General features: G+C 68.5%; 23 protein-coding genes. 12 read left to right on the top strand and 11 right to left on the bottom strand.

From position 1 onward, the window contains the following. Window positions 1-2 precede the first annotated feature (2 nt). Window positions 3-1,241, top strand: a complete 1,239-nt coding sequence (locus tag ACLQ3J_RS05070; protein WP_169622142.1) for a DUF3068 domain-containing protein — start codon at window positions 3-5, stop codon at window positions 1,239-1,241. A 67-nt stretch (window positions 1,242-1,308) separates the two neighbouring features. Here the strand turns inward: ACLQ3J_RS05070 and ACLQ3J_RS05065 are convergent, their stop codons facing one another. Further along, complete coding sequence (locus ACLQ3J_RS05065; protein ID WP_169622141.1) at window positions 1,309-2,568, bottom strand: polysaccharide biosynthesis protein; 1,260 nt, start codon at window positions 2,566-2,568, stop codon at window positions 1,309-1,311. A gap of 42 nt (window positions 2,569-2,610) precedes the next feature. Here ACLQ3J_RS05065 and ACLQ3J_RS05060 point away from each other — a divergent pair, with 42 nt between their 5' ends. Beyond that, window positions 2,611-4,353, top strand: a complete 1,743-nt coding sequence (locus ACLQ3J_RS05060) for a hypothetical protein (RefSeq protein ID WP_425902372.1) — start codon at window positions 2,611-2,613, stop codon at window positions 4,351-4,353. Here ACLQ3J_RS05060 and ACLQ3J_RS05055 read toward each other — a convergent pair. Further along, window positions 4,291-5,493: a glycosyltransferase family 4 protein gene (locus tag ACLQ3J_RS05055; RefSeq protein WP_425902370.1), complete on the bottom strand. Its 1,203-nt coding sequence runs from the start codon at window positions 5,491-5,493 to the stop codon at window positions 4,291-4,293. The two genes, ACLQ3J_RS05060 and ACLQ3J_RS05055, sit on opposite strands and share 63 nt — an antisense overlap. A gap of 174 nt (window positions 5,494-5,667) precedes the next feature. Here ACLQ3J_RS05055 and ACLQ3J_RS05050 point away from each other — a divergent pair, with 174 nt between their 5' ends. The 3 genes from ACLQ3J_RS05050 to ACLQ3J_RS05040 all read left to right on the top strand — a co-directional run bounded on the left by ACLQ3J_RS05050 (window position 5,668) and on the right by ACLQ3J_RS05040 (window position 7,864). After that, complete coding sequence (locus ACLQ3J_RS05050; protein WP_422424731.1) at window positions 5,668-6,423, top strand: class I SAM-dependent methyltransferase; 756 nt, start codon at window positions 5,668-5,670, stop codon at window positions 6,421-6,423. A gap of 43 nt (window positions 6,424-6,466) precedes the next feature. Then, the gene (locus ACLQ3J_RS05045) at window positions 6,467-7,354 is read left to right on the top strand and encodes an ROK family protein (RefSeq protein ID WP_422424726.1); all 888 of its coding nucleotides are present in this window, start codon (window positions 6,467-6,469) and stop codon (window positions 7,352-7,354) included. 81 nt (window positions 7,355-7,435) lie between these two features. After that, window positions 7,436-7,864 (top strand): CBS domain-containing protein, encoded by a 429-nt coding sequence (locus tag ACLQ3J_RS05040; RefSeq protein ID WP_169622138.1) that lies wholly within the window; start codon window positions 7,436-7,438, stop codon window positions 7,862-7,864. A 5-nt stretch (window positions 7,865-7,869) separates the two neighbouring features. On the opposite strand, the gene ACLQ3J_RS05035 is transcribed toward ACLQ3J_RS05040, so the two are convergent. Continuing rightward, window positions 7,870-8,265, bottom strand: a complete 396-nt coding sequence (locus tag ACLQ3J_RS05035) for a hypothetical protein (RefSeq protein ID WP_425902369.1) — start codon at window positions 8,263-8,265, stop codon at window positions 7,870-7,872. 242 nt (window positions 8,266-8,507) lie between these two features. Between ACLQ3J_RS05035 and ACLQ3J_RS05030 the strand changes: the two genes are divergently transcribed. Continuing rightward, complete coding sequence (locus ACLQ3J_RS05030; RefSeq protein WP_425902368.1) at window positions 8,508-9,956, top strand: aldehyde dehydrogenase; 1,449 nt, start codon at window positions 8,508-8,510, stop codon at window positions 9,954-9,956. 120 nt (window positions 9,957-10,076) lie between these two features. Here ACLQ3J_RS05030 and epsC read toward each other — a convergent pair whose 3' ends face one another. The 3 genes from epsC to ACLQ3J_RS05015 form a co-directional block, all read right to left on the bottom strand. Continuing rightward, window positions 10,077-10,658, bottom strand: coding sequence for a serine O-acetyltransferase EpsC (epsC, locus tag ACLQ3J_RS05025; RefSeq protein WP_169622135.1), 582 nt, complete (start codon window positions 10,656-10,658; stop codon window positions 10,077-10,079). Window positions 10,659-10,662: 4 nt separating this feature from the next. Continuing rightward, window positions 10,663-11,595, bottom strand: a complete 933-nt coding sequence (gene cysK / locus ACLQ3J_RS05020; protein ID WP_169622134.1) for a cysteine synthase A — start codon at window positions 11,593-11,595, stop codon at window positions 10,663-10,665. A gap of 214 nt (window positions 11,596-11,809) precedes the next feature. Further along, window positions 11,810-12,247: an anthrone oxygenase family protein gene (locus ACLQ3J_RS05015; protein WP_425902366.1), complete on the bottom strand. Its 438-nt coding sequence runs from the start codon at window positions 12,245-12,247 to the stop codon at window positions 11,810-11,812. A gap of 83 nt (window positions 12,248-12,330) precedes the next feature. Between ACLQ3J_RS05015 and ACLQ3J_RS05010 the strand changes: the two genes are divergently transcribed. Then, the gene (locus tag ACLQ3J_RS05010; protein WP_425902365.1) at window positions 12,331-12,918 is read left to right on the top strand and encodes a TetR/AcrR family transcriptional regulator; all 588 of its coding nucleotides are present in this window, start codon (window positions 12,331-12,333) and stop codon (window positions 12,916-12,918) included. Window positions 12,919-13,218: 300 nt separating this feature from the next. Here ACLQ3J_RS05010 and ACLQ3J_RS05005 read toward each other — a convergent pair whose 3' ends face one another. From ACLQ3J_RS05005 to ACLQ3J_RS04990, 4 genes are all read right to left on the bottom strand, one after another. Next, window positions 13,219-15,051 (bottom strand): phosphoenolpyruvate carboxykinase (GTP), encoded by a 1,833-nt coding sequence (locus tag ACLQ3J_RS05005; RefSeq protein ID WP_169651479.1) that lies wholly within the window; start codon window positions 15,049-15,051, stop codon window positions 13,219-13,221. 276 nt (window positions 15,052-15,327) lie between these two features. Beyond that, window positions 15,328-15,642 (bottom strand): DUF6802 family protein, encoded by a 315-nt coding sequence (locus ACLQ3J_RS05000; protein ID WP_422423573.1) that lies wholly within the window; start codon window positions 15,640-15,642, stop codon window positions 15,328-15,330. A 28-nt stretch (window positions 15,643-15,670) separates the two neighbouring features. Further along, a complete protein-coding gene (locus tag ACLQ3J_RS04995) occupies window positions 15,671-17,119 on the bottom strand; it encodes a hypothetical protein (protein ID WP_422423571.1) in 1,449 nt (482 codons plus the stop codon). Next, window positions 17,116-17,706: a hypothetical protein gene (locus tag ACLQ3J_RS04990; RefSeq protein WP_425902362.1), complete on the bottom strand. Its 591-nt coding sequence runs from the start codon at window positions 17,704-17,706 to the stop codon at window positions 17,116-17,118. The genes ACLQ3J_RS04995 and ACLQ3J_RS04990 overlap by 4 nt, the downstream gene beginning before the upstream one ends. A gap of 213 nt (window positions 17,707-17,919) precedes the next feature. On the opposite strand from ACLQ3J_RS04990, the gene trmB reads away from it, so the two are divergent. From trmB to ACLQ3J_RS04975, 3 genes are read left to right on the top strand one after another with little or no spacing between them, the layout of a single operon-like run. Beyond that, window positions 17,920-18,702: a tRNA (guanosine(46)-N7)-methyltransferase TrmB gene (gene trmB / locus ACLQ3J_RS04985; protein ID WP_206037209.1), complete on the top strand. Its 783-nt coding sequence runs from the start codon at window positions 17,920-17,922 to the stop codon at window positions 18,700-18,702. Then, complete coding sequence (locus ACLQ3J_RS04980; RefSeq protein ID WP_169622127.1) at window positions 18,699-19,406, top strand: NYN domain-containing protein; 708 nt, start codon at window positions 18,699-18,701, stop codon at window positions 19,404-19,406. Before trmB ends, ACLQ3J_RS04980 begins: the two co-directional genes overlap by 4 nt. 8 nt (window positions 19,407-19,414) lie before the next feature. Continuing rightward, window positions 19,415-22,804, top strand: coding sequence for an MMPL family transporter (locus tag ACLQ3J_RS04975; RefSeq protein ID WP_425902360.1), 3,390 nt, complete (start codon window positions 19,415-19,417; stop codon window positions 22,802-22,804). 33 nt (window positions 22,805-22,837) lie between these two features. Here ACLQ3J_RS04975 and ACLQ3J_RS04970 read toward each other — a convergent pair whose 3' ends face one another. Next, a complete protein-coding gene (locus ACLQ3J_RS04970; RefSeq protein WP_425902358.1) occupies window positions 22,838-23,485 on the bottom strand; it encodes a DUF1707 SHOCT-like domain-containing protein in 648 nt (215 codons plus the stop codon). A gap of 228 nt (window positions 23,486-23,713) precedes the next feature. Between ACLQ3J_RS04970 and ACLQ3J_RS04965 the strand changes: the two genes are divergently transcribed. Further along, window positions 23,714-25,210, top strand: coding sequence for an adenylate/guanylate cyclase domain-containing protein (locus ACLQ3J_RS04965; RefSeq protein WP_169622199.1), 1,497 nt, complete (start codon window positions 23,714-23,716; stop codon window positions 25,208-25,210). Between the two features lie 71 nt (window positions 25,211-25,281). After that, the gene (locus ACLQ3J_RS04960) at window positions 25,282-26,415 is read left to right on the top strand and encodes a lysylphosphatidylglycerol synthase transmembrane domain-containing protein (RefSeq protein ID WP_378528207.1); all 1,134 of its coding nucleotides are present in this window, start codon (window positions 25,282-25,284) and stop codon (window positions 26,413-26,415) included. The last annotated feature ends 87 nt before the right edge of the window (window positions 26,416-26,502 follow it).

Raw genomic sequence — 26,502 nt, 5'->3', positions numbered from 1 at the left:
GCATGGCTGAGCGTTCGAGCTCCGGCCGGATACTTGCGTTGATTCTGATAGGCCTGGGGGCGTTCCTCCTGGTAATCGCAATTCTCGTACCGACCTACACTGTCGGCAAATTGGCGACTACACCCCTCGACCTCGAGGTGACCACCGTTGCCGAGGGCACGGGTGACATCCTCAATTCCCGAGCCCTGCTCGCAGGCAATGCTCAGGTCGACAGGGACGTCCCGATCGTGGCGCAGCGTTACGTGACGGTGGAAGATCCCGCAGACGGCGACATCATGACCCTCCAGGCGGGTCAGACGGTGCGTCGCCTCGACATGCAGGGCGACACCGGACTGGTGTCGGCGACCGTCGACCGCGTCACGATCGACCGCGACACGTCGATGCCCGTGTCGTCCGAGGACTTCGCCGATCGGGTGAGCACGGTGCAGTCGACTGCCGACGCGCCGCCCACCGATCTCGGCGACCGCGACGGCCTGCAGTACAAGTTCCCGTTCGATGTCAAGCAGGAGTCGTACCCCTACTACGACATCAACGCGCGTGAGACCTTCCCCCTCGAGTTCAAGGGTGAGGAAGAGATCAACGGCATGGCGGTCTACCACTTCAGCCAGGAAGTCGGACCGATCGACCTGTCCGAGGCCGATCCCGAGGTCCCGACCTACAAGCTGAGCCTTCCCGCTTCCACGTGGGGTGTCGGTGAGGGTGACGAGCCGATCACGATGACCCGCTGGTACAACAACGTCCGCGACCTGTGGGTCGACCCCATCACGGGTGTCGTGGTCAAGGGCCAGGAAGCACAGAACCAGTACTACGCACGCGAAGCCGACACCCCCGAGGTGACGATTCTCGACGTGACACTGCCGTTCGACGAGGAAACCGTCGAGTACCAGATCGGCCAGGCCAAGGACGGACAGGATCAGCTGTCCCTGTTCGGTCGTACCGTGCCGATCATCCTCGGCATCCTCGGCGCGATCCTGCTGATCGCGGGCATCGTGCTCGGTCTCCGTGGCGGACAGAACGGTGGCCGTCGTGCCGCTGCCACCACCGGACCGTCGCCGGCCGGCCCGGCCACCACGACGGTGGGACCGGCGCACTCCGCGTCGCCGCAGCGGGACTACACCGACGACAGGACCGAGGTCATCCCGCGGAACGATCAGGGCTCGGACACGCAGCAGCGTGACTGGACCACCGATCAGACGCAGGAGATCCCGCGCACCGACCTGCGGAAGCCTCCGCAGCAGTAGGCACGCGCAGCGCAAAGAACAACGACACCGCCCCCACCGTTCACGGTGGGGGCGGTGTCGTTGTGGGTCAGGTCGTGAGTCCGCTGCCCGGGCTGGGTCCGCTGCCCGGGCTGGGTTCGCTGTCCGGGCGTGGGGCGGACGCGGCGGCGGTTCGTACGGCCAGCACTGCGACCACCGCGGCGGTCGTGGCCGCCACCCCCACCGCGACGCCGACGAACTGCTCGATCGTCGACGCCACCGTCACCATCAGGATCACCTCGACGAGAAGACCGGCCCATGCGACCAGTGCCAGGTGCGTGCGCTCGCCCGCGATCGCCGACAGCAGCGCGCCCTGCAGCACCGCCAGGCACGCTCCCTGGAGGGCGAACATCCACAGCAACGACTGCACAGGCCGGTACGCATCTCCCACGAGCAGCGGGACGAGCGGTGCACACAACGCTGCTGCCGCGACGAGCGCCGCGCCCAGCGCCACGAGCACCGTCAGCGCGGACCGCACCGCCCCCGCGGACTCCGCCGGATCGGCCATTCGTGGATAGAGCACCACACCCACAGCCTGCGGCAGCCAGAACGCCACCTTCGTCGCGACAGCACCGAGGGCATACAGGCCTGCGGACTCCGGGTCCAGCACCATCCGGGCGAGCAGCAGATCGAGTGAGGTCAGCGCGATCAGCGCGAGTTGCACCTGGGAGGCGCGCAGGATCGCACCGGCGGACGGCGTCCAGGAGGACCCCGCGTCAGCCGGATCGGTGCGCCCGACGAGGACGGACGCAAAGATCGCGGTGATGCCGGTCCCCACAGCGCCGGCGAACAGCGCCGCCCCGGGTCCGCCACCGAGCATGAGCACGACAACCGCCGGGGCGACCTTCGCGATGCCCGCTGTGGCCAGCACGACGCTGAGCGCCGCGAACCTGCCACGCCCCTGGAGAAGGCCCTGTTCGGCCGCGAGAAGGACGAGCAGGGGCGCCGTCACGAGAGATCCGAACGCACCGGCGACGCTGGTGTCGAGTGCCCACGCCACCACGGGAACGAGAACCAGCGCGGCGAGGCCCGCCCAGGCGGCGCACCGGTACCCGAGGCGCCGCAGCACCGCGACGCTGCTGCCGTGCACAGCCTCGCGCGCCACGACCGTCTGCAACGCGAGCGCGGGGACCGCCAGCACGAGTTGGGCGGCGAGCAGGCTCGCGAACTCGCCGTACCCGGCGGGGCCGAGCCATCGGCCCGCGGGCAGGTGCAGCAGGTAGGCCGCGATGTTGGCCGTCATCGCCCCGACGGTCACCATCGTCATTCCAGCGGCAGCCGACCGGCGCGTGGTCTCGGGTCGAGGCATCCGCCCATCCTCGCATCAGTACGGACCCCGTATTCTGCCGCCATGCTGACGCCGGTGTCCTCGCGGTCGGTCGCACCGGTGCTGCCGGTGCGGTCGGTGCCGGCGCTGTGGTCGCTGCTCCTGACGTTCGTCGTGCTCGGCCCGCTCCTCACGTCACCCGGTTACCTGCTGCTGCGCGACGCGGTGAGCACGCCGCGGTCTTTCCTCACCGACTCGTCCCTCGGGCTGTCCGACGCGGCAGCCCGCGCGGTCCCCCAGGATGCGCTGCTCGCGTGGGTGACCACGGTGGTGGACGGTGGGGTCGCGGTGAGCGCGATCCTCGCACTGTCGGTGTGGGCGGCGGGATGGGGAGCGGCACGTCTCGTGGCCGTCGTTCTGCCGCGGGCCGGGGTGGCAGCCCAAGTGGTGGCGGCGACGGTCGCCATCTGGAATCCCTATGTGGCGGAGCGCCTGCTGCAAGGCCATTGGAGCCTGCTCGCCGGATACGCGGCGCTGCCCTGGGCGATATGCGCGGCCGTGTCGATCCGACGTCGGCAGCGTGGTGGATGGCCCGCGCTGGCGGTGTGCCTGGCAGCGGCCGGGCTGACGCCCACCGGGGTGCTGCTCGCCGCCGTGGTGACGCTCGCCGTTCTTGCCCTGCCCGGGGGCCGGAATTCGACTGTCATGCGGGTGGCGGGAGCCGTTGCCTTCACCGTCTTTGCGTCGCTGCCGTGGCTCACCGCCACTCTCCTGGCCGGTGGAGGAACCGAAGCCGACCCGGCCGGTGTGCGTGCGTTCGCCGCGCGGGCAGAACCACTCCTCGGCACCCTCGGTTCCGTCGCGGGACTCGGCGGCATCTGGAACGGCGATGCCGTGCCGGGCTCCCGCACCACCCCGTGGGCGCTCGTCGGCACGTTGCTGCTGCTCGGCATCGTCGCGTGCGGTGTGCCGGCGCTGTGGCGACGTCGTCGTCATCCCGTGGTCGTCGCGGCCGGTGTGCTCGCCGCGGTCGCAGTGCTCGGACCGGCCCTGGCCGCGACGGGCCCTGGACTCGCTGCCGGCGAATGGTCGATGGCGAACGTGCCCGGCGTGGGGCTGCTCCGGGACACCCAGAAGTGGGTGGCGGTGGCGATGCCCGGCTACGCGCTCGCCGCAGCAGCGGGCGTCGGGGCACTACAACGTCGATTCTCCGGTCCCCCGATCTGGGCGGCAGTGGTGGTCGCGGGACTCGTCCTCGCACTGCCCGACCTCGCATGGGGCGTCTCCGGGCAGGTCCGTCCCGCTCGCTACCCGGACGGGTGGCAGAAGGTCACCGAGTACGTGACCGCACGCGACGGCGACGTGGCCGTGCTCCCCGGTGGCATGTTCCGGATCTTCGATTTCGCCGGTCCGGCCGCCGTGCTTGATCCGGCTCCGCGCATGGTGCGCGCGGACGTGTTGCAGACCGGGACCCTGCTGGTGGCCGGGGACACGGTGGCCGGCGAGGGGCACCGCGCGGAGGAAGTGGAACGACTCCTGCTCACCGGCGCCGGTCCCGACACGCTCGCCGCGGAGGGGGTGGGCTGGGTGCTCGTCGAGCACCGCACCCCCGGAGATCGGGGCGAGTCGCAGCGGACTCTGGCCGCGCTCGAGCCGGTCTACAGCGACGACGATCTGAGTCTCTACCGCGTGGACGGCGTGACCACGGACGCCTCTCCGCACCGTGCATCCGCCATCGCGGCACACGTGGTGTGGCTGCTGCTCTCAGCCTGCGGCGTGGTGGGCGTGCTGGTGCAGCGGTTCGCCCGTCCTCGGAAACAGTCCTGATACAGGCTGACCACGGGTGGTACCGGCAAGCACGTCGAACACTCCGTCGCCGGTCGCCTCCCACGAGAACTCCCCGGCCCGGATGCGTGCCTTCGCACCGAGTTGACGCAGGCGCCCGGGGTCCTCGAGAAGGTCGGCGACGGCATCGGTCAACTCGGCCGGGGAGTCGACGAGCAACCCGGTCACCCCGTCGATGATGGAATCGGTCAGGCCCTTCGAACTCCGGTAGCCGATGGTGGGCACACCGTGCTGGGCGGCTTCGACCACCGCCAGACCCCACCCTTCCTTGCGGGAGGGCATGACGTGGAGCCATGCGCGGGAGAGGAGTTCGTGCTTGCGATCCTCCGGGACGTGGCCGTGGAACGTCACCGCGTCCGCGATCCCGAGGTCTGCGGCGGCGTCGCGCAGATTCTGCTCCCACCATCCGCCGCCGATGACATCCAGATGCAGACCGGGGATTCGGGCGCGCAGCGCCGCGACAGCACCGAGCGCATCTTCGATCTGCTTGTGCGGTACGAGCCGCGACAGCACACACAGGCTCGGGTGCTCGGTACGGGTGTGGTCGTCGCCGGGTGCGACCCCGGCAGGTATCGCGTCGGCGCCGTTACGGACCACCGCAATGCGTTCCCGGTCGACGCCGAGCGCGCGCAGTTCGTCGGCGGACGGCAGGGACACCGTGAGGTACTGGTTGCGGCGATGCACGCGGGGTGACAGCGACGATTCGATCCACCAGCCGAGCTTGGCCATCAGGCGTCCCGCCACGGGCCATTGCTCACGGTGGCAGTGGTGCACGAGAAGGGTGACCGGTGCGCCGGCGACAACCCGCGCGAAGAACGGGATGCCGTTCTGGGTGTCGATGACGGCGTCGGGCCGGATTCCGGCGAGCGGGCCGACACCGAACCGGCCGGCCAGGATCGCGGCCAGCGCTCGGGGGTACACCGTCAGCCGGCCACCACCGCGACTGATGTCGATACCGTCGACGCTGTCGCGGCGGCGGGCACCGGGATACGACGCGGTACGCAGCGTGACCTTGATACCGCGCGCAGCGAGCTGGGCTCCTACCTGCTCCAGGTACCGCTCACTGCCACCCCCTTGAGGGTGTCCGGTGTCACGCCAGCAGAGCAGCAGTACCTCCTGCACGCGGAGCCCCCAATATCTTGCGACGTCCCGAAGGGACCGGTGTGTGACCCGGGAGGGCCTAGGTATGACAACGAACACCCTAACGGGTACGCCGCGCCATAGGTATGGAGAGCGTCCGCCGGCCTCACACTAAGGTGTCTCGACGTGCCTTCTCCGACCGCGCCCGACTCCAGCGTGACCCGGCTCTTCGCACGACGCGCGACGTTGCGGCGGTCGGCCGGCCTGCTGAGCAGTTTCCGTTTCGAGCAGTCCGCGCCCGACAAGTTCTACGGCGGGCTCGCCCGCGACACCGTCGATCTGATCGGCGATCTGCACACCGGCGCGACCGGCACCGGGCTGGCCGGCACGACGGTCGTCGACGTCGGCGGCGGACCCGGATACTTCGCGGACGCCTTCAACGCCGTCGGGGCCCGTTATGTCCCGATCGAGCCGGACCCGTCCGAGATGCACGCGGCGGGCCTCCGGGTGGGCGGCGCGATCCGCGGGTCGGGGCTGGCGTTGCCGCTGCGGGACGGGTCGGTGGATGTGTGCTTCTCGTCGAATGTCGCGGAGCACGTCCCGGCCCCCTGGGTGATGGCCGACGAGATGTTGCGGGTGACGCGACCGGGCGGGTTGATGGTGCTGTCCTACACGTTGTGGTGGGGACCTTTCGGGGGCCACGAGACCGGGCCGTGGCACGCATTCGGCGGTGAGTACGCGGCGCGCCGGTATGCGCGCAAGCACGGCCACGAGCCGAAGAACCGGTACGGGCAGTCCCTGTTCGAAGTGGGAGCGGCCGACGGTCTGCGCTGGGCGCGCTCGAGTACCGAAGGCACCCTGCTCGCCGCGTTCCCGCGGTATCACCCGCGGTGGGCGTGGTGGCTCGTGAAGGTGCCGTGGATCCGCGAAATCCTTGTGAGCAACCTGGTTCTCGTGATGCAACGCCGGTGACGTCCCGGTGGGTCCTGCTGCAGGCATCCCCTAGGGTCACGGTATGACCGCACTGGCACTCGACGTCGGCGGCACCAAACTTGCCGCGGCCACCGTCGCCGACGACGCGACACCTCTCGAACCGCAGTCCGTACCCGTGCCCGCCGCAGGGGTGTGGGAGACGTGCGCGGCGTTGTTGCGGGAGGTCGCCGGCACCGAACCGGTCACGGCGGTCGGTATCGCCGCGGCCGGCCCGGTCGACACCGCGCGGGGCACGGTGTTTCCCATCAACATCACCGAATGGGCGAGCGGGTTCCCGCTGGCCGATGCGGTCCGCAGTCTGTTCCCGGGTGCCCGGGTACGGCTCGCGATGGACGGAGCGGCCGCCGCGCTGGGCGAACAGCGCTTCGGCGCCGGGCGCGGCGTGGCCGACCTGCTCGGCGTCGTCGTCGGTACCGGCATCGGAGGCGGGCTGGTGCTCGGCGGCCGGATCGTCACGGGCCGCACCGGCAACGCCGGCCACATCGGGCACATGGTCTCGGCGTACGGCACCGCGGTGTGTGCGTGCGGCGGGGTCGGATGTATCGAGACCGTCGCGAGCGGGCCGGCAGCGGTGCGGTGGGCGCGGCTGCACGGCTGGGAAGGATCCGACGGCACCGCCCTCGCTGCCGACGCACAGGCAGGCAGCGGCGTGGCGGCAGCCGCACTCGAACGCGCGGGAACCGCGCTGGGCCAGGTCATCGCATCGGCGGTAGCCCTGGCGGATGTCTCACACGTTGTGGTCGGTGGCGGATTCGCACAGTCCGGGACGCACCTGTGGCGACCGTTGCTGGCCTCGACGACGCGGCATGCCCGCCTCGGTTTCCTGCGCGAGGTGCGCGTCGTGCCCGCCGAACTCGGCGCACTGGGCACGCTGGCCGGCGCGTCGCTCCTCGCCGCAGGTCACGACTAGATAACCAAGTCCTGCGCGCGCGGGACACTGCCCTACCCTCTGACGTACCACTCTTCCAGCGGATCGATCGGCGGTACCGGGATGCGGATTGCTGAGATTTTGCGGAACAAGGGTTCGGGAGTCTGCACCGTCCCACCCGAGACGCCGATCTGTGAGCTGCTCGGAGATTTCGCCCGCTACAACATCGGGGCGATGGTCGTCGTCGAGGACGGGGCGGTGGTCGGCATCATCACCGAGCGCGACGTGGTGCGCAGCCTCAACCACCGCGGGCCGTCCATCCTCGCCGATCAGGCGCGGAACCTCATGACCACCGACGTGACGACCTGCCTGCCCACCGACACGGTGGACAGTCTCGCCGAAACCATGACCTCGAGGCGGGTGCGTCACCTACCCGTGGTCGAGGACGGCCGCCTCGTCGGCATCGTCAGCATCGGCGACGTGGTCAAGAGCCGCCTCGACGAACTCGAAGCCGAGCGCGACCAGCTCGAGTCGTACATCCACCGAGGTTGAGCCCGTTACAGGCCGGAGTCCTCGGCGGTCTCCGTCTCGTCGTCCGACGCGGTCTTGTCCGGCCTGTCGAGGACGCTCACGCTCATCCCGTACGGCAGGAACCGCACCGATCTGGTCGGATCCGTGTTGCCCTTGAGCGCACGCAGTGCGTCGAGTTCGGCGGGGTAGACCTGGTCGACGCGCACCACGCCGTCCTCGTCGCAGTTGTAGACGACCCACACACCGGCTCCGGTGTCGCCCGTCGTCTCGGGCGTGGGTGCGCTCCGAGGGGAGCGCGGCTGTTCCGGTGCGTCGAGGAACGACAGCACCCGGTCCTTGAGCTGTCGTAGCTCCTCCCCGGCTTCACGGACCACGCGGTCGAGGTCGTCCGGATCGAATCCGAAGGGGTTGTTCTCCGCCATTGTTTGTCTCCTGACCGTTGGCCCGTGACCGAGCGTCATGGCCCGTGACCGTCCGTCGCGTGACCCCAGGCACTCTCCAGTGTGGTCATCACAACGGTTTCCCGCCACCGGTCGCCCGCACTCTTTCCAAAAACCTGTAACCTGTTCTAGTGTTCGAGGTCACAGGTGGGCCGCGGGATCGTCGGCACCGAACCACGAACCTGCCTTTACATGAGCGAACAGCAACTGGTGAGGAAGCGGACATGACCGACTACGACAAGTTGTTCATCGGCGGGCATTGGGTGGAACCGTCGACCGACGAGAAGCTCGAGGTGTTCTCCCCTGCCACGGAGGAACGCGTCGGATCGGTTCCCGTCGCAGGACCCGAGGACGTCGACGCCGCAGTCGCCGCCGCTCGCCGCGCGTTCGACGACGGGCCGTGGCCCCGCATGTCCCCGGCCGAACGCGGCCAGGTCATCGCGAAGGCCGCGAAGCTGATGGAAGAACGCGCCGCCGACCTCGCGTCGCTCGTCTCGTCCGAAATGGGGCAGCCTGCCGCCTCGGTCCAGATGATGCAGATGACGCCGTCGCTCGCGACGCTCAATTACTATGCAGGACTTGCCGAGACGTTCCAGTGGACCGACGAGCGGACCGGTTCGTTCGGCCGCTCGCGTGTCACCCGTGAGCCCGTCGGCGTCGTCGGCGCCGTCATCGCCTGGAACGTGCCTTTGTTCCTGTGCGCCAACAAGCTCGGCCCCGCCCTGCTCGCGGGCTGCAGCATGGTCCTCAAGCCCGCACCTGAATCTCCCTTGGCAGTCAACGTCGTCGCGGAGATCTTCACGGAGGCAGGGCTTCCCGAGGGTGTCCTGTCGGTGGTCCCCGGTGGCGCCGAGACCGGCGAGTACCTCGTCTCGCACCCCGACCTCGACAAGATCACCTTCACCGGTTCGACCGCCGTGGGCAAGCACATCGGCGAGATCGCCGCACGCAACCTCAAGCGGTGCTCACTCGAACTCGGCGGCAAGTCCGCGGCCATCATCCTCGAGGACGCCGATCTCGACTCCACCATCGCGATGCTCGTGATGTCGGGCCTGATGAACACCGGACAGGCATGTGTCGGCCAGACCCGGATCCTGGCGCCGCGATCCCGGTACGACGAAGTCGTCGAGAAGATCGTCGCCACCGCAGCGTTCTTCCCCGTCGGGCCGCCGTCCGACGACAGCGCACAGCTCGGCCCACTGATCTCCGCCAAGCAGCGTGAACGTGTCGAGGGGTACATCGCCAAGGGCCTCGAAGAAGGCGCGCGCCTCGTTCTCGGCGGCGGCCGCCCCGCCGGACTCGACACGGGATACTTCGTCGAGCCCACCGTCTTCGCCGACGTCGACAATTCCATGACGATCGCCCGCGAGGAGATCTTCGGACCCGTCCTGTGCGTGCTGCCCTACGACAGCGTCGACGAGGCCGTGAAGATCGCCAACGACTCCGACTACGGGCTGGCAGGGTCGGTGTACACCACCGATGTGGAGAAGGGCCTGGACATCGCGTCGCGCGTGCGCACCGGCACGTACGGAATCAACTGGTACGCATTCGATCCCGGTTCGCCCTTCGGCGGGTACAAGAACTCGGGCATCGGACGCGAGAACGGCCCGGAAGGCCTCGAGGCGTTCTGCGAGACCAAGTCTGTTCTCTACCCGCCCGGATACCAGGACTGATCCGCACAGGGTCGATCCGGACAGGATTGATCCGCGCGGCACTGCGCACAGCAGAAGGGTGGCACTCGGTCGGAAGACCGGGTGCCACCCTTCTCGCTTCAGCGGAAACCGAAGCAGCAGTCAGATGTACATCGCGGGATCGATGAACGTCGTCGGATCGACGAGCGGCTCGTGCTGCCGCCGCGACCGCACGGTCGCCGGAATGCCGGTCGCGACGGAATCGGGCGGCACGTCGTGCGTGACGACGGCGTTCGCGCCGACCGCACTGTCGTCCCCGATGACGACGGGTCCGAGGATCTTCGCCCCGGCTCCGACAGTCACGCGGTTACCCAGCGTGGGGTGGCGCTTGCGCTTGACGAGCGCCCGACCCCCGAGCGTCACGCCGTGGTACAGCATGACGTCGTCGCCGATCTCCGCCGTCTCACCGATGACGACGCCCATCCCGTGATCGATGAAGAAGCGTCGCCCGATCGTCGCCCCCGGGTGGATCTCGATGCCGGTGAGAAACCGGGTGAACTGCGCGAGAACCCGAGCGGGGCCGCGCAGGGCAGGCACAGCCCACATCTTGTGGGCGATCCGGTGCGACCAGATCGCGTGCAGGCCGGAATAGACGATTGCGTTCTCCGCGTTGCTGCGCGCGGCCGGGTCCTGTCCGCGCGCAGCCTGCAGATCTTCACGAACGGTGCGGAGAATACCGAGCACGGAATCAGTCCCGGATGTGCTCGAACAGCGGGGTGGAGATGTAGCGCTCGCCGAAGTCGGGCACGACGACGACGATCAGCTTGCCGGCGTTCTCCGGGCGCTTCGCGATCTCGAGTGCAGCCCACACGTTGGCACCGGCCGAGATGCCGCCGAGGATGCCTTCCTCGGTGCCCAGACGGCGGGCGACGTCGATGGCGTCGTTGAACTTGACGTCGATGATCTCGTCGTAGATCTCGCGATCGAGAACGTCGGGCACGAAGTTCGCGCCGATGCCCTGGATCTTGTGCGGTCCGGGCTCACCGCCGGTGAGGATCGGCGAATCGGCGGGCTCGACACCGACGATCTTCACGTCGGGCTTGCGCGCCTTGAGGGTGCGGCCGACGCCCGTGAGGGTGCCGCCGGTACCGATGCCCGCGACGAAGATGTCGACGGCGCCGTCGGTGTCGTTCCAGACCTCTTCACCGGTGGTGCGCTCGTGGATCGCCGGGTTGGCGGGGTTGCCGAACTGGCGCGCGAGGATCGCGTTCTCCGTGTTCGCCACGATCTCCTCGGCCTTGGCGACCGCACCCTTCATGCCCTCGGAACCCGGGGTGAGCACGATCTGCGCTCCGTAGGCGCGGAGCATGACGCGACGCTCGGTCGACATCGTCTCCGGCATCGTCAGGATGACGTTGTAGCCGCGCGCAGCGCCCACCATGGCGAGCGCGATACCCGTGTTGCCGGACGTACCCTCGACGATCGTGCCGCCGGGCGCGAGCTCACCCGACTGCTCGGCAGCGTCGATGATCGCGACACCGATGCGGTCCTTGACGCTGTTCGCCGGGTTGTAGAACTCCAGCTTCGCGGCGACGGTCGCACCGGCGTCCTCGGTCAGCCGGTTCAGGCGCACGATCGGCGTGCGGCCGACCAGCTCGGTCACATTGTTGTAGATCCCCATTGTGGAGTCCTCCTCGTGGCCACTGCTGCGGCCGTATCGATCTAGCTTGTGGTCTATTGCACCATCCCGTCGCCGCATGCGGACGCGGAGGTCCCATCGAAGTACGAACGTATCCGCTAGTCGGCATTATTCCCAGAGGAGGCGAGGAGGCTGTGGCTGCGGGTGGCCGCGGTCTCCGGTTCGTCGTGCCCTGGACCTCGGAGCGGACGACTCCTCAGGCCGCGGCCGCGACAGCAAGCAGCGCGAAGGCCGCGACGAGCAGCGCGATGCGCACAAGGTGGTACCGATCCCAGCGCCCGACCTGCTCGCGCCAGTCCGACGGTGCAGTCTCCGGCGTCCAGTTCTTCGAGCGATTGTTGATCGGCACGAGCACTGCGACCGAGAGGCCGATGCTCAGCGCCAGGAGGGCGGCGGACGTCCAGGCCGCCCAGGCGACGGGTGACAGCAGCGCCGTGGCGACGGTGAGCACCAGAGACCCGACGTACCAGAACGGCATTGCCCGTCCGAGCATGCGCCCGCCGTCGCTCCTTGCGAGCAATCCCGCGTTCCCCGGCAGCCGGTCGACGATCGGGTTGATGACGAACGCCACCGACGCCTCCACACCCACCATCGGTCCGACGACCACCACGGCGACGATCGACAACCAGTCCATGTCAGACTCCCTCGGATGATTTGAAAATCTAGCAACGCTAGTAAATGTAGCAGCAGAAACCTAGCGGCGCTAGACTCCGAGTCGTGACTACACCGGCAGCAGCGCGCAAGGCACAACAGCTCGCAGAACGAGAGCAGCGGATCGTCGCCTCCGCCCGGACTCTGGCCGAGGAGCAAGGCTGGGAGGCCGTGACCGTGCGGCGACTCGCGGACGCGATCGAGTACAGCCAGCCTGTGCTCTACGGCCACTTCCCGCAGGGCCGGTCCCAGATCGTCACGGCTGTAGCACTCGTCGGCTTCGACGAGCTCGCGGCGGCGCTCGCCGCACTGCCGGACGCCTCGGACGTGACCGGTGCCGAGCGCCTGCGCGCGCTCGTCACGGCGTACCTCGACTTCGCCGCGCGAAACCCGGCTACGTACGAGGCGATGTTCCGTCTACCGATCAGGACGCCGTTCGCGTCCGACGACACGCCCCGCGCGCTGCGGGACGCCTTCGGCTCGATCGTCGACGTATTGCGCGACGTCGGCCACCCGCCGGCCGATCTCGACACGGGGGCAGAGGTCCTGTGGGGGGCGATGCACGGCGTGGCGACACTCTGGCTCGCGGCACGCTACTCACCGGGGAACCAGGAGCGCCGCGTCGAGGAACTCGTCCGCCGATTCGCCGGCTGACGTAGGCCGGGTCCGCGCGTTCGACCGTCGTCGGGACTCTTGCGGCTCTCCTGGCGGCTCGAGATCTACCTCTTCCAGACATCAGTCGACAACCACGTCCCGAGTCGGCACAGTCGTCATCGAGCCGGAGTGGATACGGCCGGATCCCGCCCCCGCAGCGCTCCACCGACATCGGCGTTCCGCTCCCGGAGCCTCGGGACCGGACCCCCGAGCGAACAGCAAGAGACCGACCGCTTCTGCCCTCGGATAGAACGAATGCCGCTGTCCGGTGGACAGCGGCATTCGTCGTAGTACGTTCGATCAGCCGAGGCGCTGCTTCAGTGCCTCGAACTCGTCACGGATACCCGACGGCACCTTCTCGCCGAGGAACTCGAACCACTCCTCGATGAGGGGCAGTTCCTGCTTCCACTCTTCGACGTCGACCTTCAGTGCCTCGTCGACATCGGCGGTCTCGACGTCGAGTCCGTCGAGGGTCAAGTCGGCGGCGGTCGGCACGTACCCGATCGGTGTGGACTGCGCGTCGGCCTTGTGCTCGATACGGTCCACGATCCACTTCAGGACGCGCGAGTTCTCGCCGAAACCGGGCCACAGGAAGCGGCCGTCTTCGCCGCGACGGAACCAGTTGACGTAGAAGATCTTCGGGAGCTTGGTCTCGTCGGCGTTCTTACCCAGGTTGATCCAGTGGTTCAGGTAATCACCGGCGTTGTAGCCGAGGAACGGCAGCATCGCCATCGGGTCGCGGCGGACGGTTCCGACCGTGCCCTCGGCGGCAGCGGTCTGCTCCGACGACAGGGTCGCGCCGAGGAAGGTGCCGTGCTGCCAGTCGAAGGACTCGCTCACCAGCGGAACGGTCGTCTTGCGACGTCCACCGAACAGGATCGCGGAGATCGGCACACCCTGCGGGTCGTCCCACTCCGGGGCGAGGATCGGGCACTGCGACATCGGGGTGCAGTACCGCGAGTTCGGGTGCGCGGCCTTGGTGCCGGACTCGGGCGTCCAGTCGTTGCCGAGCCAGTCGGTCAGGTGCGACGGGGTCTCGCCGCCGATGCCCTCCCACCAGATGTCGCCGTCGTCGGTCTTGGCAACGTTGGTGTAGATGGTGTTGCCGGCCTCGATGGTGGCCATCGCGTTGGGGTTGGAGTCGGCGCTCGTACCCGGTGCGACACCGAAGAAACCGAACTCGGGGTTCACCGCGTAGAGGCGGCCGTCTTCGCCGAAGCGCATCCAGGCGATGTCGTCGCCGAGGGTCTCGGCGCGCCAGCCCGGAATGGTCGGCTGGATCATCGCGAGGTTTGTCTTACCGCATGCCGACGGGAAGGCCGCGGCCACGTAGTAAGGCTTGTTCTCAGGGGAGATCAGCTTGAGGATGAGCATGTGCTCGGCGAGCCAGCCCTCGTCGTGGGCCATGGCCGACGCGATGCGCAGCGAGTAGCACTTCTTACCGAGGAGCGCATTGCCGCCGTAGCCGGAACCGAAGCTCCAGATCTCGCGGGTTTCCGGGAAGTGGGTGATGTACTTCGTGTCGTTGCACGGCCACGCGACATCCTGCTGACCGGCTTCGAGGGGCGCACCGACGGAGTGCAGCGCCTTCACGAAGGGGCGGTCGGTGCCCAGCTTCTCGAGGGCGGCGGTGCCCATGCGGGTCATGATCCGCATGGAGACGACGACGTACTCCGAGTCCGTGAGCTCGACGCCGAGCTTCGGGTCGTCGGCACCGAGCGGACCCATGCAGAAGGGCACCACGAAGAGCGTGCGTCCGCGCATGCAGCCGCGGTACAGCTCCGTCATGAGGGCGCGCATCTCGTCCGGCGCCATCCAGTTGTTCGTGGGGCCAGCGCCGATCTCGTCCTCGGTGCAGATGTAGGTGCGGGACTCGACACGCGCCACATCCGACGGGTCGGAGTTGGCGAGGAACGAGTTCGGCTTCTTCTCGTCGTTGAGACGGGTGAACGTTCCCGCCTCGACCAGTTGAGCGGTCAGCCGGTCCCATTCCTCGTCGGATCCGTCGGCCCACACGACGCGATCGGGCTGGGTGAGCTCGGCAACCTCCTGGACCCAGGCAAGCAGCTCGGCATGCTGGGTCGGGAGCTTGTCGTCGGTACCGTTCAAACCGGGAATGGTCGCTGAGGTCATCAAACTCTCCTGGGGTGTGCCCGGAACCGGATCCCTCCCCCGACCTGCGCCGATGACGCAGGGACAGTGGCAGACCCGGGCTTTTCCCCTCTCGGCAGGGGTACCACCAGCTTCATCCGTGGCCGGACGGCGAAGCGGGCGCCGGAAGTCCTATTCGTAGAGGCTAACTGTGGATGTCCTACCGGTAACACTCGGGGCCGGTCGGAAATGTCACATGAACGATTCAGAGAGCGCGCAGAATACCTTCACCTACCCCCCTCGTACAGACGGTGGCGCTCACTCGCCACCGTTTTCGTGATCCACATCGCGTTCCAGATTACCGTGGTCGACGCGTGTCCAGCGTGTTGTTCCGTCGAGGTCGCGGTGTAACTCCCACACGCCGTAGTCGCCGTTGTCCTCCACAGCGGTGAGCCTGTCGGTGTGCCCGTCGAGGTCGGTATCGGTGGCGACGATCAGAGCTCCACCTGCGGACAGGCCGCTGTCGAACACCTCGCTGCCGAAGATCACCGTGTCGTAGATTCCGTCCCCGTCCAGATCTGCGGCGGGTTCCGTTCCGTCTGCCCAGACGGACGCGGCCACCGGGTCGAACACGTCGGTCCTCGGCCCACTCGGGCTGTCGTCACCCGGAAACGTTTCCATCATCCGATCGATCCCCCATCCCCGGCACGGTCGCTCCCGGCCGATTCGCCGTTCGATCGGTTCGACGCACCGGACGCCCTCCCGGTTCCCTGGGCTGCCCGAGCGCCGCGAGGTCCCGCTCGCACGCCGCAATTCGCGCGCGCCTTTCGCCGGTGAGCCGTCCTATCTCCTCGTCGAGCGCGGAGACGCGTTCCCGCCGTCGGCTCGTCTGTGCGTCGTGTGCGCTCCGAGCCGCCGAAAGGACGCGTGACTCCACCTCGTAAGTGCACGCGCGCACCCATGCCTCGAGGTCGGCACGGGCGGTCGCCAGCTCTTCACCGACCCAGCGCCGCACGCGTTCGCGGTGCGCGATCCGGCGCCGCGCGTGAACGAGCCACCATCCCGCCGGGACTGCACCGCCGAGTGCGACGGCCACCACCGCCACGCCGGGGATCTCACCGAACGGGGTGACGAGCAGCCGCCCGAGGCCCGCACCGGCCGATGCGCCGACGACCAGTGTCAGCCGGTCCTCGAAGGTGCGCGCGGGCTCCGGCAGCGGTGAACGTGTCCACTCGGGCGGTCTTCCGTCGCTGTCGTGCAGCGCCGCGCCGGCCCGTGAGGCGAGAGCGGCGGCGAGGCGGGCGCGCACTCCCTCGAGGTGTGCGTCCAGTGCACCGGCCACGTCGTCGGCGGGCCGTCCGGTGTCGTCGAGCACATCACGGATCGACGCGGCCACTCCCCGGATCTCCTTTGCGACGTCCTGGAGTAGTTCGACCCGCGCGCGCTGGAGGTCCGGTGGGGCCGCGGGCATGGGTGTCAGCGCCAGTCGTTGCCGCTCGGCGCGGAGACCGGCTGTGTCGTCACCGGCACGCAGCGCGTCCACCTCGTCGTAGATCATGCGGCGGGTCTGCGACACGACAGCTCCGCGCGCACGTCGCGGGTCGCTCGCGGAATCGACCGCTGCGGCGAGCACATCGCGTAGCTCGACGATTCCGGTTTCCAGCAACAGCACCGAACCCGCGTCGCCGCCGACCTCCCGTGCGCGGCGCGACATCTCCGCCGACACCGGGAGGACGGTGACGCGCGGGAGGTACGTCGCGTGCCGGTGCAACAGGGCGACATCGCGGTCGCGCACCGTGCGCCACCCCGGATACCGGTCCGTACCGGTCAGGGCGCACACCACCTCGGTCGCGTCGGCGGCGGCGTCGGCGATCATCTCCAGTTCGGTGCGACCGATCACCGCCGACGCGTCGAACACCACCAGCACCACCGACGCCGGCCCGTCGCGGACCACGTCCACACCGCCGAGCCGGCCGAGTTCACCGCACAGTGCTCCGACTCCCGACCCCGCGAGACCCACGACGCGCACGGCCCGCGACGAAGGTTCGTGGAGCCGCGCCCAGCCCCGAGGGTTCCAGCGGCGCACCACATCGTCGGCACCGGTCGTCATGAGACCCGGCGCGAGAGGTTCGCCGCGTCGAGTGCCGCCTCGATCAGGTCGCGGGCGGCGGGTGTGGCGGCGATCCCCGCGACCATCCGCACAAGGTGCTCGTCGCGGAGACGAGAGGCCGCGGCCAGTCGTGCGGCAATCGCGTCGGTGAGCGCGGGATCACCGACGGCGAACGCCCCGAGGCCGAGTGTCGCGGCGACCGGATCGACATGTTCGACCGTGCCGCCGACGACCACCACGACGACACGTCGTGCGTCGATGTGAGACAGAGCGGACCGGTCGGCGGGATGCACGGACGCGGGATCGAGCCGGACCGGCACGGCGTAGACGACGACGTCCCCGTCGAACACGGGATCGGCTGTGTCCGGCACGTCGACGGCCACACTCTCGACCTCGACGGTGCCGTCGGCACCGGCCGAGGCCCGGACGGCGTCCCGCACGGACCGGAATCCGGTGCCGACTCGTCCGGCAACCTGCATCCGTAGCGGTGCGGCGCGGTCGCGCACCACGGCGTGCAGAGCGCGGCCGGCGACGCTGTCGACGCGCTCCACGTCTCCTGCGAGCCGGTGCCAGAGGTCCTCCGTCATCGACATCCCCCGATCGTCGGCGCGGATTGTGTCAGAAGACACCCTGCCGTGCAGGGGTAACACTCGACGCAATTCTGAGAATGTGAGGGGATCTCGGTGGGAAGAAAAGCGACCGCGGGCCGGAAAACTGTGCAAAATCCCGGGTAAACGAGGCTCAGACCCTGAAAATCCCGGTGCAAGCCTGAGAAAACACTGTGGTCCCTTCCGTCACTCCTGCCACCCACTCGCCGGATACGTGACAATGGTCGGGTGAACGACGCCGATCAAGACACGACCGAGCTGCTCGACGAGCAGCCCACCCGCGGGAATCGCCTCTACCCGAGGGTGACGAGCTTCCGGTCCCGACGGGGAGCGTTGACCGAACCCCAGCAGCTGACGTGGGACCGGCTCTGGCCCCAGCTCGGCCGGGACGTCGGCGACGACCAGCTCGACATCGACGCGTGGTTCGGGCGTTCGGCACCCGTGGTGCTCGAGATCGGATCCGGAACGGGAACCGCCGCCGTCTCGATGGCGCGGGCCGAACCCGACGTGAATCTGATCGCCGTCGAGGTCTACCGGCCCGGCCTCGCCCAGACACTGCAGCGCATCGAGCGCACCCTCGACACCGACTCCCCGGTCACGAACCTGCGCATCCTGCGCGGCGACGCCGTGGAGGTGCTCGAGAAGATGGTTGCTCCCGGATCGCTGACCGGGGTGCGGGTCTTCTTTCCGGACCCGTGGCCCAAGGCCCGGCACCACAAGCGCCGGCTGCTGCAGGCCCCCACCTTCTCCCTGATCGCCGATCGCCTCGTGCCCGGCGGTGTGCTGCATGTCGCCACCGACCACGCCGAATACGCCGAAGCGATCCGGGAAACCGGAGACGCCGAGCCGCTGCTGAAGCCCCTGTCGGGGGAGTCGCCGATCAGCCTCGAGCGACCCGTGACCAAGTTCGAGGGGAAGGCCCACCAGGTGGGCAGCACCATCGCCGAAATGGTCTGGGGGAAGATCGGAGCATGAGCGTCCACGAAGAGCTGTCCGATACGACCGACCCCACCGCCATCGACAGCGGGCCTGTCGGCGGCAGCGACCAGCCCGGTCGTGTCCTTCTCGTGTGGGATGCTCCCAACCTCGATATGGGTCTCGGCGCCATCCTCGGCGGCCGGCCCACCGCCGCATACCGTCCCCGGTTCGACGCACTCGGCCGCTGGCTTCTCGGCCGCACCGCCGATCTGTCCCGCCGGACCGGTACTCCGCTCGAACCCGAGGCGACGGTCTTCACCAACATCGCCCCGGGCAGCGCCGACGTGGTGCGCCCGTGGGTGGAAGCCCTGCGCAATGTGGGCTTCGCGGTGTTCGCCAAGCCCAAGATCGACGAGGACAGCGACGTCGACTCCGATATGCTCGAGCACATCGAGTTGCGCCGGCGTGGCGGCCTTGCCGGCGTCATGGTGGCGTCGGCGGACGGGCAGGCGTTCCGCGAACCTCTCGAAGAGCTCGCAGCTGCGGGCATCGCGGTGCAGGTGCTGGGTTTCCGCGAGCACGCCAGCTGGGCGGTCACGTCCGAGATCCTCGACTTCGTCGATCTCGAGGACATCCCCGGGGTGTTCCGTGAACCGCTGCCCCGCGTCAGCCTGGAATCGCTGCCCGACGAAGGAGCCTGGCTGCAGCCGTTCCGACCGCTGTCCGCCCTCCTCGTGGGGCGCAAGAGCGTCGCCGAATAGGAGATCTAGTGTTCGACCGTTGGGGAACGCTCGTCTATCGCGCGCGCTTCACCGTCATTGCGGTGATGGTGGCGGCGCTGCTCGGGCTCGCCGGGTACGGACTGAGCCTGAACGACCATCTCAGCCAGAGCGGCTGGGACGATCCCGGCTCACAGTCCGTCGCCGCGGCGAAGCTGGCAGACGGCACGTTCGGCCGCGACACCAACGGTGACGTGCTGGTTCTGTACACCGCGCCCGAGGGCAAGACCGTCGACGACCCGGAGTTCGCCGCGAAGGTCACCGACAACCTCAACGCTCTGGTTTCCGAAAATCCCGAACACATTCTCAAGATCAACGGTGCGTACTGGCCCACCGAGACCGCGCCGTCGCTGCCGAGCCTGGCCGACGAGTCACGTCAGCACGCCCTCGCGTCGGTCGCCATCGCCGGCGCGAACGACACGGAGCTGACCGGGAACTTCCGCGACATCAAGGACAAGTTCTACATCGACGGTGTCGACGTCCAGCTCGCCGGTCTGCAGCCCATCTCCGGCGCGCTCAACGACACGATGGCCAACGACATCAAGCGCATGGAGATCCTGGCGATCCCGGCCGTCGGCATCCTCCTGTTCTTCGTGTTCGGTGGCGTCATCGCGGCAGCGCTGCCGCTGATCACCGGTGGTCTGACGATCGTCGCCGCAAACGGCGTCGTGCGGCTGATCACCAATTTCACCGAGGTCAACTCGTTCGTCGCGCCCGTCGTCTCGCTGATCGGACTGGGTCTGGCGATCGACTACGGCCTGTTCATGGTGTCCCGTTTCCGAGAAGAACTGGCCGAGGGCTACGACACCCCCGCGGCCGTCCGGCGCACCGTCATGACGGCCGGGCGCACCGTCATCTTCTCCGCGACGATGGTGGTCACCAGCCTCGGCGGCCTGCTCCTCTTCCCGCAGGGCTTCCTCAAATCCGTCTCCTACGGCGCGATCGCTGCGATTTCTCTCGCCGCCTTGCTGTCGGTGACGGTGCTGCCCGCCATTCTCGGCATCCTCGGCAAGCGCATCGACAAGTTCGGCATGAAGAAGTTCGGCCAGATCCAGTCGAACGAACAGGTCGAGAACAGTTACATCGGGCGGCTCACCCGCTGGGTCATGCTCAATCCGATGAAGGTGACCATCCCGACGGTCATCGGCCTGTTGCTGCTCATCACGCCGCTGACCGGTATCAAGTTCGGCGGCATCAACGAGACCTACCTGCCGCCCGACCACCCGACCCGCGTCGCGCAGGAACAGTTCGACGAGTTGTTCCCGGGACAGCGTGCCGAACCCGTGCGACTGGTGATCCAGGGTGCCCAGGGCGGCGACCTGAACAAGATCATGGAGACGGCGAACGCCGCGCCGGGTCTCGTCGAGGACTTCACGATCACGGGCCCGGCCAAGGACGGCGTGCGCGTCTTGAAGGCCGGTCTGACGGACCGCAACGAGACCGCTCCGACTATCGACTACCTGCACTCCGCGGAGTGGCCAGAGGGCGTCGAAGTGCTCGTCGGCGGTACGCCGGCCATCGAGCAGGATTCGATCGCCGCGCTCCTCGACACGCTGCCCTTGATGGTGCTGGTCGTGGTGTCGCTGACGATCATTCTGATGTTCCTGGCCTTCGGATCGCTGGTGTTGCCGATCAAGGCCGTCCTCATGAGCGCGTTGGGTCTCGGCTCGACACTCGGCATCCTCACCTGGATCTTCATCAACGGCAACGGCGCAGAGCTACTCAATTTCACGCCGGGACCGATCATGTCTCCGGTGCTCGTGCTGATCATCGCGATCGTGTACGGGCTGTCGACCGACTACGAAGTCTTCCTGCTCTCCCGGATGGTCGAAGCCCGGGCACAGGGCGCGAGCACCACCGAATCCATTCGCGTGGGCACGTCGCACACCGGCCGCATCATCACCGCCGCCGCGCTGATCCTGATCGTGGTCACCGGTGCGTTCGCGTTCTCGGAACTGGTGATGATGAAGTACATCGCCTACGGCATGATCGCCGCTCTCGTCATCGACGCGACGGTCATCCGTATGTTCCTGGTACCGGCAGTGATGAAGTTGCTCGGCGACGACTGCTGGTGGGCACCTGCGTGGATGAAGCGGATCCAGGAGAAGGCCGGCCTCGCCGAACCGATTCTCGCCGACGAACTGATGCCCGAGGACGTGCCCGAACTCATCACCGTCGGCATGTTCGGTCCCGCGACCGTCTCGGCCACCGGTTCACATCGTTTCCCGGCAGGGATGTTCGGCGACGCAACCGACCTCACTCAGCCGCTGCCCAAGATCGCAGCGCCGCGACCGGCGTCCGAGCAGCGCAAGTTCCGCGATCTCACGCCGCAGCCGCGTCGCCAGGGTCCCGGGCGCCCGGTGCCTCGTCCTCCGGCCCACCGGCCCCGTCCGGATCAGCAGCGGGCAGGCGACCCGCGTCACCGGGCTGTCGACGGCCGTCCGATGCCGCGCGCAGGTGAGCCGGCGGCTCCGGGCCACGGCTCCCCGCAGCAACTGCCGCCGCAGCGCCGGCCGCAGGGTCCGGCCGGTGCGGGCGACGAACGTCAGGGTCCGCCGCTGCCCCCTCGGCGCCCCCGGGCACCGCAGGGCCAGGTTCCGGATCAGCTTCCGCCGATGCCGCAGCGACGGGGCGCAGACGCGCCTCCCGTCGACCCGGCGCAGGCACAGCCGCCGCAGGGCCGGCCTACGGCAGCGTCCCAGCCGCCCACGGCGGCCATGCCCCCGCTCCCCAGGCGCCGACGGGGCGACGTTCCCCCGCCGCTGCCGCAGAACTTCGTGCGGCCGTCCGCCACGAACCCGGATCCGGCCGGCAACCCGCCGGTGAACGGTGGTGCCGAGGGAACGCGACAGGACGGAGAGCCGTCGACGGGTGCCGGGCGGGCACGCGATCCGCAGGCGATCGAGAGCTGGCTGTCGCAGCTGCGCCGAGCTGCTCCCGGGTCGGGACAGCACGCGCATCGCCCGCCGGAAACCGGACCGCGGCCGCAAGCCGGTCCGCGGCCGGAGCCGGGTTCCCGCCCACCGGCGGGGCTGTTTCCGCAGGCCGAACCGCGCCCACCGGCGGGACAGCAGCCGCAGGGCGGACCGCGCCCACCGGTGAGACAGCACCCGCAGCCCCGGCCGCGTCCGCAGGCGGGGCAGTACCCGCAGCAGCCGCCGAACCCGCAGCAGCGCCCGCAACCCGGGCAGTATTCGCAGCAGTCACCTCAGCGGCCGGTGCCACGGAACGGTGCCACGGAACGGTCGCCCGAGGCGCCCACCGATTCGGAGCCCGACCACGCGGACGATCCGAACGATCCGCACCGTCGGCGGCACGGCACCGACACCGGCGGGTCGATCAGTGTGAGTGAACTGATCGCGCGCCGGCAGCAGCCCTGAGCCGGACGGACGGAACGGCGGTGCGGGCGGGTTCTACGCGCCGTTGATGAACTTGCGCAGCCGCATGCCGAACGGGTGTGTGACGTTGAGGTTGCCGCAGAAGATCTTCCCGACCACGACGACGTGCAACGGGCCGAACGGCGCGCCGCCGCGCACTTTCGTGGTGGCGCTCGACGCGACGGTTTCGACACCGTTGATATCGGCTGTGGCTTCGGCGGGCAGCAGGATCGAGATCGAACTGAACGAGTCGTTCACCTCGATTCGCACGACCTGCGTCTGCATCACCGCCTCGGTGAAGTCCAGGTTGACCGAGGACGCGAACGTATCGAGCCGGAGAACCGGCGCGACCTCCCACCGGCCCTTGCGGGTCAGGGACGACAAACGCCCCTTGAGTACGAGCGGACCGCCCGGCCCGGTCGCCGGGTACGCGGGGGCGGTGCTCGCCTGTTGCTGGGGCAGGAACGCCGGTGCGGCCTGCGGCAGGTACTCGGGCCGCATCTGGATGCCGGGCAGGTCGACGAGAACCTGATTGAGATCGCCACGCGTTTTCGCTGCCAGGACGGTGTCCATCCGTTCGGTGAACTCGCCGAGCGAGAGCATTCCCTGTCCTACGGCTCGCTGGAGAAGCTCGCCCACATGTTCGCGTTCGGCGTCCGAAACGCGCAGATCCTTCGGGTCCATACGTACAGAATAGGATCTGTGACACTCTTCGTCCCGACCGGAAGCGCGCGGCCTCCTGCCGGATCGCGGAACCGCAAGTGCCGCCGCGCCGAGCGACTTCTCACCTCTCCGTGGTGCCGAAGGTGACCACGACGCGCTGTGACCGTCCATACAGTGGTTTGATCTGAAGTCGTGCTGAGGTCCTATCGAGCCGTCGCCGCGACACTGCGTAGTCGCTGGCCGCTCTATATGGCCTCGATGGGCGCCTCCAACCTGTTCGGCGCCATGCTGGTGTTCGCCTTCGTGCGCTACGGCGTTCCGTTCGCGGACGACGACTTCGACACCGTCGACCGGGTTCAGAACTTCACCGTGTTCGCGGTGTACCTCGTCTTCGCCGGCATCGTGAGTCTCACCGCTGCGGCGCTGATGCTTCGTTCGGTGGTGCGCTGGCAACTCCGCGGTGGCCCGCCCACCCGGTCCGAGCAGATGGCGGCACTGCACGCGCCGTTGCGTCAGGCGATCGTGCACCTCGGACTGTGGTTGCTCGGCGGCGTCTTGTTCGTGTTCCTCACCGCCGGGGAGACGCCTTCCCTCGCCGTCGCGGTCGCGATCACCGTGGCGATGGCCGCGACGAGCACGTTCGGGTTCACCTACATGCTCGGCGAGCGGATTCTGCGCCCCGTCGCGGCCCGTGCACTGAGCGAAGGCAACTTCGATCGCACCATGGCTCCGGGCGTCGGCACCCGTCTCGCGATGACGTGGGGACTGGGCACCTTGATGCCCGTCGCGGGGATCGTCCTGCTGTGCGTCACCCAGATCACCACCGACTCCGCGTTCTCGTCCGACGCACTCGCCTACGCGGTACTCGCGCTTGCGGTCACGTCCATCCTGCTGGCCCTCGTGCTGTCGTTGCTGACCTCGGCGCAGATCTCCGACCCGATCAAGCAGTTGCGCTGGGCGATCGAACGCGTGCAGCGCGGCGCGTCGGCCGTGCAGGTGGAGGTGTTCGACGGCAGCGAGATCGGACGCCTGCAAGTGGGCTTCAACCGGATGATGGCGGAGGCCGACGAGCGCCGCCGGCTCCGCGAGTTGTTCGGTCAGCACGTCGGTGAAGACGTGGCCCGGCGGGCACTGCAGTACGGCACCGAACTCGGCGGTGAGACCCGCTACGTGGCCGTGCTGTTCGTGGACATGGTGGGGTCGACCGCCACCGCGGCCGAGCGTCCTCCCAACGAGGTCGTCGATCTCCTCAACGAGTTCTTCCGGGTCGTGGTGGAGGTCGTCGATCGGCACCACGGCTTCGTCAACAAGTTCATGGGCGACGCCGCCCTGGTGATTTTCGGGGCGCCGCTCGACCGGCCCGATGCACCCACCGCTGCGCTGGGTGCAGCACGCGAACTGCGCTTCGCGCTCGACGACATCACCGGTCTCGACGTCGGTATCGGTGTCTCGGCCGGACTCGCGGTGGCAGGAAACATCGGCGCGGCCGAACGCTTCGAATACACCGTCATCGGCGACCCGGTCAACGAGGCGTCGCGCCTGACGGAACTGGCCAAGCTCCGTCCGAGCCGCGTTCTTGCGTCGTCGAGCGCACTCTATTTCGCCGACGACGACGAGCGTGGGCACTGGGAACTCGGCGACGAGGTGCAGCTTCGCGGGCGGCGCAGGGTCACGCAGCTCGCCTCGCCCGTCCATTATCCGAGCGGGCCGCGTCCGGGTGACGACTCCGCGGATCGGGTGGGTTAGCACAGGGAGGTACGTCACGGGCGGACGCTAATTGCGGCACCTACATACCTGCGTCGGTTACGGTGAATGGCGTGGCGCAGCCGCAGGACGACCTCTCTGGCCCCGACGCCACACCGCGCCGGGGCCGTTTCCTGTGGATCAAATGGCTGGTCGCGGCGGCTCTGATCGCGTTGCTCACCGCCGAAGCCATCTACCTGTGGCCCACGATGAGCGATTCCTGGAAAGCGCTCACCGGCATCCACTGGGGCTGGTTCGCAGCGTGTGTCGCCGCTCAGATGATCTCCCTGAGCGGTTTCGCGGGAGTCCAGCAGCAGCTGTTGCACGCCGGCGGTGTGCGAGTAGGTCACTTCCGCTCGGCATCGGTGATCTACGGCAGTACCGCCATGGCGGTCACGCTGCCGGCAGGCCCGGTGTTCTCGACCGCGTTCACCTACAGGCAGACCCGCAAGTGGGGCGCGACCCCCGTGGTGGCGTCCTGGCAGCTCGCGGTATCCGGCGTCATCGCGGCGGCCACGCTGGCCTCCGTCGGGGTCGCGGGAGCGTTCGCGGTGGGCACGCGGATCAGTCCGGTGACGCTGGTCCTGTCGCTGGCGGGCCTCATCGCCATGTTCTACGGGCTGCGGTATGTCGCCCGTAACCCGTCGTCGATCGAGGCAGCCGGCACCTGGGTGCTCACCCGTGTCAACAGGGTGTCCGGAAAGCCCGCGGATACCGGCTTCGGCCTCTTCGATCGGGTGCTCGCCCAACTCGAGGCTGTCGAACTCGCGCGACGCGACGCAGTCGCGGCGATCGCGTGGTCGGCCGTGCACCGGGTCTTCGATGTCGCATGCCTCGGTCTCGCGTGCTGGGCGGTGGGAGGTTCCCCGTCGCTCGCAGGTCTGTGCATCGCGTTCGCCGCTGCCAAGGCGGTGGGCAGCGTGCCGTTGGCGCCCGGCGGGCTGGGGTTCGTCGACGGAACTCTGATCGCCACGCTCACCGCGGCGGGTCTGACCGCTCCCCAGTCGCTGGCCGCGGTGTTCGTGTACCGCGCGGTGAGTTTCGGTTTCGTCGCGCTCACCGGCTGGGGCACGATCGCGGCGATGTACCGCGGGGGCAACGCGGGTGAGGACATCGACCCTGCCGCCGAACGTGAGGAACAGGATCGCAGCGCCGTCGCGCGGCGGCGTAAGCCTGCGGACACCTCGGACAACACCGACCTTCTGTGATCTGCGCCACCAAGTAGTTGCGCGCGCAACAAAGTCGTGTCATGGTTGTCGCATCAAGTTGAAGTTTCAATAATCTACGAGGAGACA

This window comes from Rhodococcus sp. DT1 (assembly GCF_049844875.1).
Lineage (GTDB): Bacteria > Actinomycetota > Actinomycetes > Mycobacteriales > Mycobacteriaceae > Rhodococcus.
Note: the sequence above shows the minus strand (reverse complement) of the source record. Positions and strands in the feature narration are given on the sequence as shown.